Raw genomic sequence first — 12,107 nt, forward strand, 5'->3', positions numbered from 1 at the left:
GGTATATGAACGAATGGTAGCCAGTGGTGTATCTCAGGAGATTATTAATGAGTTTACCCGAATATCACCAATAGCCTGGAGCCACATGCTGCTTACTGGTCGCTACAACTTCAGGAAAAGTAACGGGGAACTTGATGTTGACGCCATATCGTTGATGCTGGAGGCACACGTGAAACAACATTTCTGGCACGATAACAGATAAGTGATCCCGTACTCGTCATTTTCGGGGGTTCTTCCACTGGACCCCGTATTGACGGGATAAAAACCTGAAATTAACCTATCCTCTGTCCTCTGTCTTATCTTTCCCGTAATCGACGAATAACACAGCTAAGGTCCAGCTCTTGATCCTGTAGTAGAACCATTAGGTGATACATCAGATCTGCTGCTTCATTCGTTAGCTCTTCTCTGTTATTAACTACCGCTGCCAAAGCAGTTTCTACTCCTTCTTCACCCACTTTCTGAGCGATTCGTTTCGTACCGCTGGCATATAATTTTGCGGTGTATGAGTGGTCAGGGTCGGCTGTTTTGCGACTTGCCAGCAATTTTTCAAGCTGATAAAGAAATCCCCATTCAGTTTGTGCCGGAGCAAAGCAACTGCATGTACCAAAGTGGCAGGTAGGGCCGATTGGGTCTGCAAGTGCCAACAGAGCATCATTGTCACAATCAGGATAGATATTGACTAAATTAAGAAAATGGCCGGAGCTTTCACCTTTGGTCCATAGACGTTGTTTACTGCGGGAAAAGAAAGTGATTTTGCCTGAACTGATAGTGGTATTCAGTGCTTCTTTATTCATGTAACCCATCATTAGGACATCGCCGGATATAGCATGTTGCACAATAACCGGCATCATATAAGCGACTTTTTCCCAATCCAGTTTTTCGATTTGTTGTGCGGTCAGCAAGTTCTTATCTCCACGCCTTGTTGTGAAAGGTACTGTTTTAATTCACCAATATTAATAATGTGTTTATGAAATACAGATGCTGCTAGTGCTCCATCGACATTTGCCTGTTTAAAGGCATCAAGAAAGTGTTTTGGCGCGCCTGCGCCGCCAGAGGCAATAAGAGGGACATGACAAACCTCGCGCACCTGTTTTAGTTGAGCCAGATCATAGCCATTGCGAACACCATCCTGGTTCATCATATTGAGTACGATTTCACCTGCACCACGGCGTTGCGCTTCTTTTACCCAATCGAGGGTTTGCCATTGAGTAGCCTTTGTGCGTTTTTCGTCACCGGTAAACTGATAAACTTGATAGCCGCCGGTTTTTTCATCAAACCAGGTATCAATCCCTACGACGATGCATTGAACGCCATAACGATCGGCTAAACGGGTAATTAAGGTTGGATCGGCCAGGGCAGGGGAGTTGATGGAGATTTTATCTGCCCCAAATGAGAGGATTTGCCCTGCGTCTTCGACGGTTTTAATCCCACCGGCAACGCAAAAAGGAATATCGATCACTTCCGCAACTTTGGCGACCCAACTTTTATCAACTACCCGTCCATCAGATGAGGCGGTGATATCGTAGAAAACCAGTTCATCTGCCCCTTCCTCCGCATAACGTTGAGCGAGTGGCACAATATCGCCGATAGTTTCGTGATTGCGAAATTGAACACCTTTAACCACTTGTCCATCACGAACATCAAGACAAGGAATTATGCGTTTTGCCAGCATTGAATTGCCTCCGTCAGGGTAAATTTCTCATCAAGTAATGCACGACCAATAATAACCCCGGCTACACCGCTGGCAGGCAGAGAAGCGATATCATTTAATGTGCCGATGCCACCCGAAGCCTGAAACGCGATTTGTGGATAGTATTGGCAAATTGCCCGATATAAGTCGACATTCGAGCCAGTTAGCGTGCCATCGCGAGAAATATCGGTACACAGTACATATTTCAACCCACAAGGCAGATATTGTTCAATAACTTGTTCCAGAGTGATAGCAGAATTCTCCCGCCAGCCATTGATGGCAACCTGTTTCATGCCTGTATCATTGATACGGACATCCAGCGCCAGTACAATATTTTCCGCACCATAACGTTTAAACCATTGGGTAACTAGTGCCGGTTGTTTTATGGCGATAGAGCCAATCACGATCCGGTTGGCACCTGCATCAAGTAATGTTTTCACATCTTCTTCTGTACGGATGCCGCCGCCAACTTGAACAGGTATAGAAACCGCTGCAAGTAATTTGCGCAGTAAAGGGATCTGGCGGGCGGATGGATCTTTAGCACCGGTTAGATCGACCAGATGGAGCAGTTTTGCTCCCTGTTGTTCATATTGTTGAAAATGAGACAGAGGATCGTGCTTATAATCCCGTTGTTGAGCATAGTCCCCCTGATGTAACCGTACTACTTTGCCATCAATCAAATCTAATGCCGGTATAATCATTGTGCTTACATCTCCAGAAAATTCTTTAATAGTCTGGCTCCGGCTGCACCGGAACGTTCAGGGTGAAACTGTACGCCAAAGAAATTATCTTTAGTGATTGCACTGCTGAAAGTGTTGCCATATTCGGTTTGCGCAATGGTGTAAGTATTCACTGGGATCGCGTAGCTATGGACAAAATAAAAATAGGTATTGTCTGCAATACCACGGAATAACGGGTGTCCCGCTTTTGGCAAAACTTGATTCCAGCCCATATGTGGCAATGGAAGCCCATGAGTAGCCATTTTTTGGACGGGGGAATCAATAATTTCGAGTAGGGTGACATTATCTCCTGCAACATTATCGCTTTCTTCGCTGGTGGCAGCGAATAGCTGCATGCCAAGGCAAATACCTAACACAGGTTGGCTAAGTACTTTAATTAACGGTATAAGCTCCCGTTGTGTTAATTGATCCATTGCGGCGCTGGCAGTGCCGACGCCAGGCAAAAGTAATTTATCTGCTGCCAGGATCGTCGCTGCTTCTTGGCTGATTTCAGGTTGATAGCCTAATTTTCGGATGGCATAAGCTACCGATGACAAGTTGGCGCAGCCAGTATTGAGAATGACGATTTTCATCACAGAACCCCTTTGGAACTAGGCAATGTATCGCCTTCTATCCGAATCGCCTGACGTAGTGTGCGGCCAAAGGCTTTAAACAGGCTTTCTGCTCGGTGATGATCGTTGCTGCCTTTCGTTTTCAGATGCAGCGTACAGGCCATTGCATAAGAGAGTGAACGAAAGAAGTGCTCAATCATTTCAGTACTCAGATCACCTACCCGCTGGTGTTTGAATTCAGCTTTATATTCCAGATGAGGGCGACCGGAGATATCGAGAACACAGCGGGCAAGGCATTCATCCATTGGCAACACAAAACCAAAGCGGCAGATGCCTCGTTTATCTCCCAAAGCCAGCTTCAATGCTTCCCCCAATGCCAGACCGGTATCCTCAACGGTATGGTGATCATCAATACAGAGATCGCCTTTAACCTGAACATGCATGCGGAAACCACCGTGGGTAGCAATCTGATCCAACATATGGTCAAAGAATCCGACACCGGTATTGATATTGCTGCCGCCTTCATGATCAAGCCAAATGTCAATATTGATGGATGTCTCTTTCGTGACACGTTGAATATGAGCGTGGCGATCTTTACGGGTCAGTTGTTCACTAATGGCGGACCAGCCAAAGTTTTTCGGATGATAACGTAATCCCTGAATGCCCATATTTTTTGCCAGTTGCAGATCGGTTTCCCGGTCGCCAATCACATAGCTGTTAGCGGTATCCATCAAGCTTTCTGCCAGATATTTTTCTACGAGTTTGATTTTTGGCTTACGGCAATGACAGTTCTCTTCTGGTTTGTGAGGGCAGATTAAAACTTCATCAAAATGGATGCCTTGAGAACTGAAAATCTGCATCATCAGGTTATGTGGCGGTTCAAACTGTTCTAATGGAAAACTGTCTGTGCCAAGACCATCCTGATTGGTGATCATAATTAGCCTGAACCCCGATTTTTGCAGGGCAAGTAGCGCAGGAATAACCTCGGTTTCCAGTGCCAGTTTATCCAGACGGTCAACCTGAAAGTCTGTTGGTGGTTCAGTGATCAGCGTACCATCCCGATCAATAAAAAGGAGTTTCTGGTTCATCAGTTTGTTGTCTCCTTTGGTTGTTCATTTATAGTGGAAAGGGCGCTGATGGCTTCAACCACTCGCTCACACTCTTTACGGCTGCCGATAGTGATCCGCAGGCAACCCTCTAAACCAGGCTGTTTGCGCTGGTCGCGCAGGATAATGCCTTGATGCCATAATGTTTTGAAAACAGTTTCTGCGTCATAGAATTTCACCAATATGTAATTGGTTTCACTGGGAAATACCTTTTCAACGATAGCCAATTTATTCAAGGCTTGTTGCAAATAATCGCGGTTCTTCCTGGTCTCAATGACGCGTTTTTGCATAACGGCGATGCCTTTTGCTGTCAGTGCTTGTGCTGCAATATCCGCAACGGGAGTAGAAAGCGGGTAAGGTGCAATCACTTTTAACAACAGAGTGATGATATCCACAGATGCGAGAGTAAATCCACAGCGCAGACCGGCTAAAGCAAAAGCTTTCGAGAGGGTTCGCAAAATGACTAAATTTGGATAGTTTTTTAGCCAGCTTGCGATACTATTTTCCGGGCAAAATTCAATATATGCTTCATCGATAGTGACAATTGCACGATTGGCGGTCAGTTCCAGAATTTTACGCAATGAACCAGGATTAATTGAGTTTCCTGTTGGATTATTAGGGCTACAGATATAGATCAATTTTACCCGGTCAAGGTTATTTTCGATCGCTTCGATATCCAGTTGCCAATTTTCCAGTGCGGCAATTTTCTTTTGTTCGACACCAAAAGTTTCAGCGCTGACACTGTACATACCATAAGTCGGAGGGCAAAACAGAACCGCGTCTTGTCCGGGTTCACAAAATACGCGGATGAGAAGTTCAATGGATTCATCAGCACCCCGACAGGCTAGCACTTGCTCAGGTTGTAATCCGACATAAGCGGCATAACGACGGATAACCGAGGCTGGCTGGCAGTCAGGATAACGGTTTAATGTTTGCTCAGTGCATTGGAAATCAGGCGCTAGTGGGTACTCGTTGGCATTCAACCAAACATCACCCTTGCCGCCAAGGCGACGGGCAGACATATAAGGTGTTAATTTGCGGATATTTTCTCGTGCCAACAGATTGGCATCAAAAATGTTATTCATATTCACTCCTTATCTGCAATATTCAGTGCAGCTACACGTAAAGTGACGGCGTTTTTATGGGCAGTCAATTGTTCTGCTTGCGCCAGTGTTTCAATGGTCTGAGATAGGTTCAGTAGTCCTTGTGGCGTCAGTTGTTGAATTGTCATGCGCTTTAGGAAATCTGCCAGACCAAGGCTGGAATAGGTTGAGGTGTAGCCATAAGTTGGTAATACGTGATTGGTTCCTGATGCATAATCTCCCGCAGATTCCGGCGACCAGTCACCGAGGAAAATGGAACCGGCGCTAGTGATTTTTTCAATCAGTTGTTCTGGCTGACGGGTTTGGATAATCAGGTGCTCTGGGCCATAGCGGTTGCTGATTTCTACGCACTGTTGCAGGCTTTTTGTCACAATAATCCGGCTGTGCGCTAGTGCTTTGGCGGCAATCTGGTTGCGAGGAAGCAGGGTAAGCTGTTTTTCGATTTCCGCTATCACTTTCCTGGCTAACGTTTCATCAGGTGTAACCAATATCACTTGTGAGTCAGGGCCATGTTCTGCTTGTGAGAGTAAATCGGCAGCCGCAAAAACGGGGTTTGCCCCCGCATCGGCGATAATAAGCAGTTCCGATGGGCCAGCAGGCATATCAATGGCGGCACCATCTACGCGCTGACTAACTTGTCTTTTGGCTTCGGTAACATAAGCGTTACCTGGACCAAAAATCTTATCTACTTTGGGTACGGATTCTGTTCCAAATGCCATAGCGGCAATGGCTTGAGCGCCACCAATCTGGAATATTTCCGTAATTCCACACAGTGTGGCCGCATAGAGAATTTCATTGGCAATCGGTGGTGGGGAACAAAGTACAACTCTATGGCAACCCGCTATTTGAGCAGGTGTTCCGAGCATCAAAACGGTAGAAAGTAATGGTGCAGATCCGCCGGGGATATAAAGCCCGACAGAATCAATAGGTCGTGTTACTTGTTGACAATAGACCCCAGGTTGGGTTTCTACTTCGATCTTTATAGGTTTTTGCGCTTCGTGGAAGACGCGGATATTATTCATTGCCCGTTGCATTGCCTGTTTAATGTCGTCATTCAGGCTGTTTTCCGCGGCGGCGATCTCTTCCGGCGAAATACGGATATTTTCAATAACCATTTTGTCGAAACGGCGGCTGAATTCACGCAGAGTGTGATCGCCATATTCTTTTACCGCATGCAGAATTTGTTCCACTGTACGGGAGATTTCTTCGGAAGCTGAAATAGCAGGGCGTGTCAGTAAAGCGCTTTGCTGTTCATCATGGCATTCCTGCCAATGGATCAGGGTATCGAAACGGCTAGTCATTTTCGTTTACTCCATCATCTTTTCAATTGGTAATACTAAAATGGAGCTGGCGCCAAGGGATTTAAGCTTCTCCATCGTTTCCCAAAACAGTGTTTCACTGCTTACCATGTGCATGGCAACGCGGTTCTGATCCCCCGCCAGCGGTAGAATCGTTGGTCGTTCTGCCCCTGGTAGCAGAGCAATCACTTCTTCCAGCTTTGCACTTGGTGCGTGCAACATGATGTATTTGGATTCACGGGCCTGAATCACCCCTTGAATGCGAGTCAACAGTTTTTCAATCAGTTGCTGTTTATCAGCGGGCATTTCACCATCACGTTGAATAAGACAAGCTTTGGAACGGTAGATAATTTCTACTTCCCGCAGGCCATTCGCTTCCAGTGTTGCGCCAGTTGAAACCAGATCGCAGATAGCGTCTGCTAACCCGGCGCGCGGGGCAACTTCAACTGAGCCATTTAGCAGACAGGATTTAAAGTGGACTTTTTTCTGATCGAGATAACGTTTTAACAGATGAGGATAAGAGGTTGCGATACGGGCATTTTGTAAACATTCGACGCCAGTATAATTGTAGTCTAGAGGTGCGGCTAATGAGAGGCGACAGGTGCCGAAATCAAGACGACGTAAAGTGAAATAACGTGGATCTTCTCCTTGAGCGCGACGGTTTAATAGCTCTTCTTCCAGCACGTTTTCACCGATAATACCCAGATCGACAACGCCATCCATAACCAGCCCTGGAATATCGTCATCACGTACTCGCAAGATATCAATTGGCATATTCTCTGCGAATGCAATTAGGCGCTGTTGTTGCAGATTAATTTTAATACCACAGCGAGCCAGTAATTCTCGTGAATCTTCGCTTAATCGGCCTGATTTCTGCATTGCGATACGTAAACGTGATTTATCTAACATTTTTATCCCCACTTAAAATTGTAAACATAAAAAAACCCCCGGAAGGATTCTTCCGAGGGTTTTCATCGCATTCATGCCACCGGAAGACCCGCTAAACGTCTTCCAGCACACAACCGCCTGAAAGACTAATCAGGATGATGATGGTGGTAATGGCTAAATTGAATGCGGATCATAATGGTTTCTCTTTATTTATTATTGCTATTGGTGACTGTTTGCTGCCAGTTGTTTTTATTCATTGACCAGCAGAGGTTAAATTTTTTGCTTGCCATTCAACCTATACGATTTGATGGCCTAAAAGCAATCTATTTTTTTAACAATAAATTTATATTGTAATAGTGTTTTGTTTTTACTCGAAATATTGCTCTCTATGAGAGAGATACAGTACCAATAATAACAGTGGCTTAATGTTCGAATTATTTGCATAATCAAAATAATATCAGGCATATAAGGAGTGGTGATGAAAAAAGTTTCCATTATCGGTCTGGGGTGGTTGGGGATGCCATTAGCCAAGGCATTGAGTCGCAGTGGTATGCAAGTTGTTGGCAGTAAAACGACGCCAGATGGTGTAGAGGCAGCACGTATGTCTGGTATCGAATGTTATTTGTTACAACTGGAACCTCAGATCAATTGTGCGCTTGATGATTTAGAGCAACTGATGGTAGCCGATGTGATGATCATCACTTTACCGGCAAGCCACACGGCGGGGGGCAGTTATAACTATGTTAAGGCAGTTCAGTTAATTGTCGATACCGCTCTTTCATACTCCGTGCCAAGGATTATTTTCACCAGTTCTACCTCTGTTTATGGTTTTGTTGCTGGCAATCTCAATGAAGATGCGCCTTTTTGCCCTGAAACGCCTTCCGCTCAGGCATTGGTTGAATTAGAGAATTGGTTGCACAAACTACCAAATATTTCCGTTGATATTTTACGTTTAGCCGGTTTGGTAGGCAGTGATCGTCATGCCGGGCGTTTTCTGGCGGGCAAAAAGGACGTTAAAGGGGGGAATCAGCCGGTCAATTTAGTTCATCAGGATGATGTGATTTCAGCCATTAACTTATTAATTCAGAGGAGTAATGGTGGGCATATTTATAATTTATGTGCGCCTGTTCACCCAACCAAAGCTGAATTTTACCCTAAGGCCAGTAATCAGCTTGATTTAGTTCCACCTGAGTTTTCCAGAGAAGAAACTCAGGTGCGCAGCAGAATTGTTGATGGCAGCCGTATTTGCCAGGAGTTAGGATTTAAGTATCAATATCCCGATCCTAGATGGATGCCAATGAGCTGATTTTTCTCAACTTAACTCAATCATGACAATTTCTTTGAACGCTGGTCTTTCTGCCATTAATTGATACCAGCGTTCAATATTTGGCAGAGATGGACGTTTGATTGGGATGTTAAGCCAAGGATAAATCATGGGGCCTAATGCAATATCAGCCATGCCAAATTTATCACCAGAAAGATATTTCTGTGCTGCCAGGGTGTTATTGAGCACTTTCATCAGTTTTTCGATTTCAGTCAGGGTTTGTTCTATTTGTTTTTGATCCCGCTCTGCTTCAGGTGTGCGAATAAAACCTATCACGAGTTGTTTGATATGAGGAAACAGATGTGAACCAACCCAATCCATCCATTTATCGGCATTAGCTCTTTCCTGTAAATCTTGCGGATAAAGCACATCTTTGCCAAATTTCGCTGCAAGATAACGAACGATTGCATTAGATTCCCACAGGACAAAATTATCTTCTTGCAAACAGGGGATTTGCCCATTCGGATTCATTTTCAGATATTGCGGGTCGTCCAGTTTGCCAAATTTACCACCAATATCTACCTGATTATACGGCACATCGAGTTCTTTCAGACACCAGAGCACTTTTTTTTACATTGGAAGAGTTTTTACGGCCCCAAATGGTCAGCATGGGCTTCTCCTTGAATTAGAATAATAATAAAGTCGGTTATTTGCTACCAATATGCTTTATTGGATTACATGAAAACCAATGATCAGCACAATCTTTACACTGTTTATGTTGGTTTCTTATCGTACAACATTTTATATTAATAAGAATTTGACATTTTTTCTTATTAAATAAAGGGGAACGATGATGAAGAAAAGTTTGGCGATGACGATGAAATGTGTTATTGCGGTGCTGACAGTAGCATCAATGGTAGGTGCCAGTGTTTATGCATCGGATGAACCTGTCGTTCCACCAGTGGACGCTAGAGCTTATGTGTTAATGGATTATGACAGCGGTAAAATCCTGGCGGCGGGTAATCCTGATGAGCGGCTCGATCCAGCCAGTCTGACAAAAATTATGACCAGTTATGTTGTCGGTCAGGCGATAAAAGCGGGAAAAATCACGCCGGAAGATATCGTTACTGTGGGAAAGGATGCTTGGGCGACGGGTAATCCCATATTGAAAGGTTCTTCTCTCATGTTTCTTAAACCCGGTGATAGGGTAAAAGTGATCGATTTGAATCGCGGCGTTGTCATTCAGTCTGGCAATGATGCCAGCATTGCTTTAGCTGATTATGTGGCGGGTAGTCAGGATGTATTTGTTAGTCTGATGAATAATTATGCAAAAGCACTTGGGTTGACTAACACCCATTTTCGCACGGTTCATGGATTGGATGCTGAGGGCCAATTCAGCACTGCGCGTGATATGGCGATATTGAGTCAGGCTATGATCCGTGATGTGCCTGATGAGTATGCCCTGCATAAAGAGAAAACATTCACCTTTAATAAAATCCAACAGCCTAACCGTAACCGATTGTTGTCGAATAAGAATATGAATGTTGATGGTGTGAAAACAGGATATACCAGCGGCGCTGGTTATAACCTGGTTGCTTCAGCGACAGAAGGACCTATGCGGTTGATTTCTGTTGTGCTAGGTGCGCCAAGTGATCGGGTTCGTTTCGCCGAAAGTGAAAAATTACTTGCATGGGGACTCCGTTTTTATGAAACAGTGACGCCCATTAAAGCTAACGAACCGTTTGTTTCAGAAAAGGTTTGGTATGGAGATCGTTCAGATGTTGCTCTTGGCGTGGAAAAAGATGCGGCAATCACCATTCCTCGTGGGCAGCTAAAAAACCTGAAAGCCAGTTACACGTTAAATCAGACGCCATTGACAGCGCCTTTGGCGAAAAATCAGTTTGTCGGTGTGATTAATTTCCAATTAGGGGATAAGGTGATTGAACAACGTCCTTTGGTAGTTAAAGAGGCGGTGGAGGAAGGTGGCTTTTTTAGTCGCATTTGGGATTTGATTGTGATGAAGGTGAGTGGTTGGTTTAAGGCGCTTTTTGGTTGATTGACGTCAATGTGTGGTTTATGCGGCGGGTTGGATGGAGTTATATTCTTCCTTGCTTAGGGCGCGGCATTTTGCCGCGCACGTTTTACACTTATTTTTTTTCATCCAGAGAGCAACGTTTGTTGTTTTTTACAGCAGATCCGTTGTGCCGGCCTTTGAATAACAAGACACCATCAGGTTTATCTTGCCAGTAAGCCCATAATTCAACCTCAGTTTTAACATGATGACCAATATTTTCGTAGCGAATATGTGTAGGTGATAAACCTCGATAATTGCGGGTTGATGTTCCTTCATATCGGAGTTCATAGCTATTAGCGAATCCTGTTAAATCGCCACTTCTGAATAGAATACAGGTTGCTACGTCATGAAACTCTACCCATCCATTAAGCGGTTTATTTTCACCTTCAGTTTCTATTTCAAAGACAATGACATTTTTGCCAGTTTCAGTTTTACCAAATACCATCAGTTTTCCATCTTCAATGGGGCGCAATAAGGATATTGAATTTTTTTCTGGATCTATAATCAAACCACCATATTCAACCCCATTGACATTGGCTGTGTAGTTGGGAAAACGACTAACATTGCCTCCGCCGAAAATAACAAGAGGTTCCTGATGATTTGAAACATCAAGTTCACCAGCAAAAGGCCGGACAGCATCACCGTCAGAAAAAATCTTTTCACTTTCTCCAGTGCCAATAGCACCGTATATTTCTATTTTACTGTTCCAGGCAACTTCATCTTTTGCTATGGGAACAACAATGAGATTCTCAGAAACTAAGATCGGTGGAGATTGGTAAGTAATCCCCTCAAAGATAACATCATAAACATCAAAAAATTCAACACTGCCCTCAACAAATTTGACGGCTCTATGCCATGCTCCATCGTAGAAATAATCTGTTGCATAACCTGAGGATGGCTTTTTAATACGTTGGCTTTCTTCTGACATTTTATCACCTATTATGAAGAGAAATGAGTGAGAGAAAAATAGATATTCAAGCATTAAAAATAGTAGTAAGCATTATTGATATTTGTCAAGAAAATGGGTTTTGATTGGGTTTTTATTATTCTATAGGTAATATTAGATAGGAAATTAATTTGTAGAAAATTAAAATATCCATGTTCAGAAATAGATTTAATATAATTGTTTTAATATGTTGTTATTGGGTGTGTTAAATATATGATCAATAAATTTATTAGGGTTAATTTTAGGTCTATTATTGTTTATTTGAAATGATTTTTAAATTCATTGAATATAGATTAATGACACCGAAATAGCATTATTGAAATAAGATATTATTTATTAATTATCGTGAATTCAAAACGGTGTTGTGAGAACAGGCAGAACCTTGTGATTAAGGACCTGCCTGGAGAAGGGAATCTCTGGTAGAAAATACTGTTAGCTTTTACTCAA

General features: G+C 43.6%; 13 protein-coding genes, 1 pseudogene and 1 other annotated feature. Of the genes and pseudogenes, 3 read left to right on the plus strand and 11 right to left on the minus strand.

Annotation, left to right across the window (positions count from 1 at the left end; genetic code table 11):
• Window positions 1–202 (plus strand): hypothetical protein (locus C6H66_RS25920; RefSeq protein ID WP_181150183.1); only part of this gene is annotated, 202 nt, incomplete at its 5' end.
• A gap of 94 nt (window positions 203–296) precedes the next feature.
• Here C6H66_RS25920 and hisIE read toward each other — a convergent pair.
• The 9 genes from hisIE to hisL all read right to left on the minus strand — a co-directional run bounded on the left by hisIE (window position 297) and on the right by hisL (window position 7,570).
• The gene (hisIE, locus tag C6H66_RS10540) at window positions 297–902 is read right to left on the minus strand and encodes a bifunctional phosphoribosyl-AMP cyclohydrolase/phosphoribosyl-ATP diphosphatase HisIE (RefSeq protein ID WP_105395569.1); all 606 of its coding nucleotides are present in this window, start codon (window positions 900–902) and stop codon (window positions 297–299) included.
• Window positions 896–1,672, minus strand: a complete 777-nt coding sequence (gene hisF / locus C6H66_RS10545) for an imidazole glycerol phosphate synthase subunit HisF (RefSeq protein WP_105395570.1) — start codon at window positions 1,670–1,672, stop codon at window positions 896–898. Before hisF ends, hisIE begins: the two co-directional genes overlap by 7 nt.
• Entirely contained in the window at window positions 1,654–2,391 is a 738-nt protein-coding gene (gene hisA / locus C6H66_RS10550; RefSeq protein ID WP_105395571.1) for a 1-(5-phosphoribosyl)-5-[(5-phosphoribosylamino)methylideneamino]imidazole-4-carboxamide isomerase, read from the minus strand. Before hisA ends, hisF begins: the two co-directional genes overlap by 19 nt.
• A 5-nt stretch (window positions 2,392–2,396) precedes the next feature.
• Window positions 2,397–3,002: an imidazole glycerol phosphate synthase subunit HisH gene (hisH, locus tag C6H66_RS10555; RefSeq protein ID WP_105395572.1), complete on the minus strand. Its 606-nt coding sequence runs from the start codon at window positions 3,000–3,002 to the stop codon at window positions 2,397–2,399.
• On the minus strand, window positions 3,002–4,069 hold the full coding sequence (gene hisB / locus C6H66_RS10560) for a bifunctional histidinol-phosphatase/imidazoleglycerol-phosphate dehydratase HisB (protein WP_105395573.1): 1,068 nt from the start codon (window positions 4,067–4,069) through the stop codon (window positions 3,002–3,004). The genes hisH and hisB overlap by 1 nt, the downstream gene beginning before the upstream one ends.
• Entirely contained in the window at window positions 4,069–5,172 is a 1,104-nt protein-coding gene (gene hisC, locus C6H66_RS10565; protein ID WP_105395574.1) for a histidinol-phosphate transaminase, read from the minus strand. The genes hisB and hisC overlap by 1 nt, the downstream gene beginning before the upstream one ends.
• Window positions 5,173–5,174: 2 nt before the next feature.
• Window positions 5,175–6,491, minus strand: coding sequence for a histidinol dehydrogenase (hisD, locus tag C6H66_RS10570; RefSeq protein ID WP_105395575.1), 1,317 nt, complete (start codon window positions 6,489–6,491; stop codon window positions 5,175–5,177).
• Between the two features lie 6 nt (window positions 6,492–6,497).
• Window positions 6,498–7,397, minus strand: a complete 900-nt coding sequence (gene hisG, locus C6H66_RS10575) for an ATP phosphoribosyltransferase (RefSeq protein WP_046395504.1) — start codon at window positions 7,395–7,397, stop codon at window positions 6,498–6,500.
• A 26-nt stretch (window positions 7,398–7,423) separates the two neighbouring features.
• Window positions 7,424–7,547, minus strand: a sequence feature (His leader region).
• A complete protein-coding gene (gene hisL / locus C6H66_RS27615; protein WP_109791964.1) occupies window positions 7,523–7,570 on the minus strand; it encodes a his operon leader peptide in 48 nt (15 codons plus the stop codon). (Overlaps the previous feature by 25 nt.)
• Before the next feature lie 284 nt (window positions 7,571–7,854).
• Between hisL and C6H66_RS10580 the strand changes: the two genes are divergently transcribed.
• Complete coding sequence (locus C6H66_RS10580) at window positions 7,855–8,682, plus strand: SDR family oxidoreductase (protein ID WP_105395576.1); 828 nt, start codon at window positions 7,855–7,857, stop codon at window positions 8,680–8,682.
• Between the two features lie 6 nt (window positions 8,683–8,688).
• On the opposite strand, the pseudogene C6H66_RS10585 reads toward C6H66_RS10580, so the two are convergent.
• Window positions 8,689–9,310, minus strand: a pseudogene (locus C6H66_RS10585) (glutathione S-transferase family protein).
• A 180-nt stretch (window positions 9,311–9,490) separates the two neighbouring features.
• On the opposite strand from C6H66_RS10585, the gene C6H66_RS10590 reads away from it, so the two are divergent.
• Complete coding sequence (locus C6H66_RS10590) at window positions 9,491–10,696, plus strand: serine hydrolase (RefSeq protein WP_181150184.1); 1,206 nt, start codon at window positions 9,491–9,493, stop codon at window positions 10,694–10,696.
• Window positions 10,697–10,787: 91 nt separating this feature from the next.
• Here C6H66_RS10590 and C6H66_RS10595 read toward each other — a convergent pair whose 3' ends face one another.
• Window positions 10,788–11,642, minus strand: a complete 855-nt coding sequence (locus C6H66_RS10595) for a hypothetical protein (RefSeq protein ID WP_105395578.1) — start codon at window positions 11,640–11,642, stop codon at window positions 10,788–10,790.
• Window positions 11,643–12,107: the final 465 nt, after the last annotated feature.

The organism is Photorhabdus hindustanensis (assembly GCF_002968995.1).
GTDB classification, from domain to species: domain Bacteria; phylum Pseudomonadota; class Gammaproteobacteria; order Enterobacterales; family Enterobacteriaceae; genus Photorhabdus; species Photorhabdus akhurstii.

Bases quoted from the DNA above. Each gene is read 5' to 3' on its own strand.
- hisF (WP_105395570.1), bottom strand. From the start codon at position 1,672: ATGCTGGCAAAACGCATAATTCCTTGTCTTGATGTTCGTGATGGACAA.
- hisA (WP_105395571.1), bottom strand. From the start codon at position 2,391: ATGATTATACCGGCATTAGATTTGATTGATGGCAAAGTAGTACGGTTA.
- hisH (WP_105395572.1), bottom strand. From the start codon at position 3,002: ATGAAAATCGTCATTCTCAATACTGGCTGCGCCAACTTGTCATCGGTA.
- hisB (WP_105395573.1), bottom strand. From the start codon at position 4,069: ATGAACCAGAAACTCCTTTTTATTGATCGGGATGGTACGCTGATCACT.
- hisC (WP_105395574.1), bottom strand. From the start codon at position 5,172: ATGAATAACATTTTTGATGCCAATCTGTTGGCACGAGAAAATATCCGC.
- hisD (WP_105395575.1), bottom strand. From the start codon at position 6,491: ATGACTAGCCGTTTCGATACCCTGATCCATTGGCAGGAATGCCATGAT.
- hisG (WP_046395504.1), bottom strand. From the start codon at position 7,397: ATGTTAGATAAATCACGTTTACGTATCGCAATGCAGAAATCAGGCCGA.
- C6H66_RS10580 (WP_105395576.1), top strand. From the start codon at position 7,855: ATGAAAAAAGTTTCCATTATCGGTCTGGGGTGGTTGGGGATGCCATTA.
- C6H66_RS10590 (WP_181150184.1), top strand. From the start codon at position 9,491: ATGATGAAGAAAAGTTTGGCGATGACGATGAAATGTGTTATTGCGGTG.
- C6H66_RS10595 (WP_105395578.1), bottom strand. From the start codon at position 11,642: ATGTCAGAAGAAAGCCAACGTATTAAAAAGCCATCCTCAGGTTATGCA.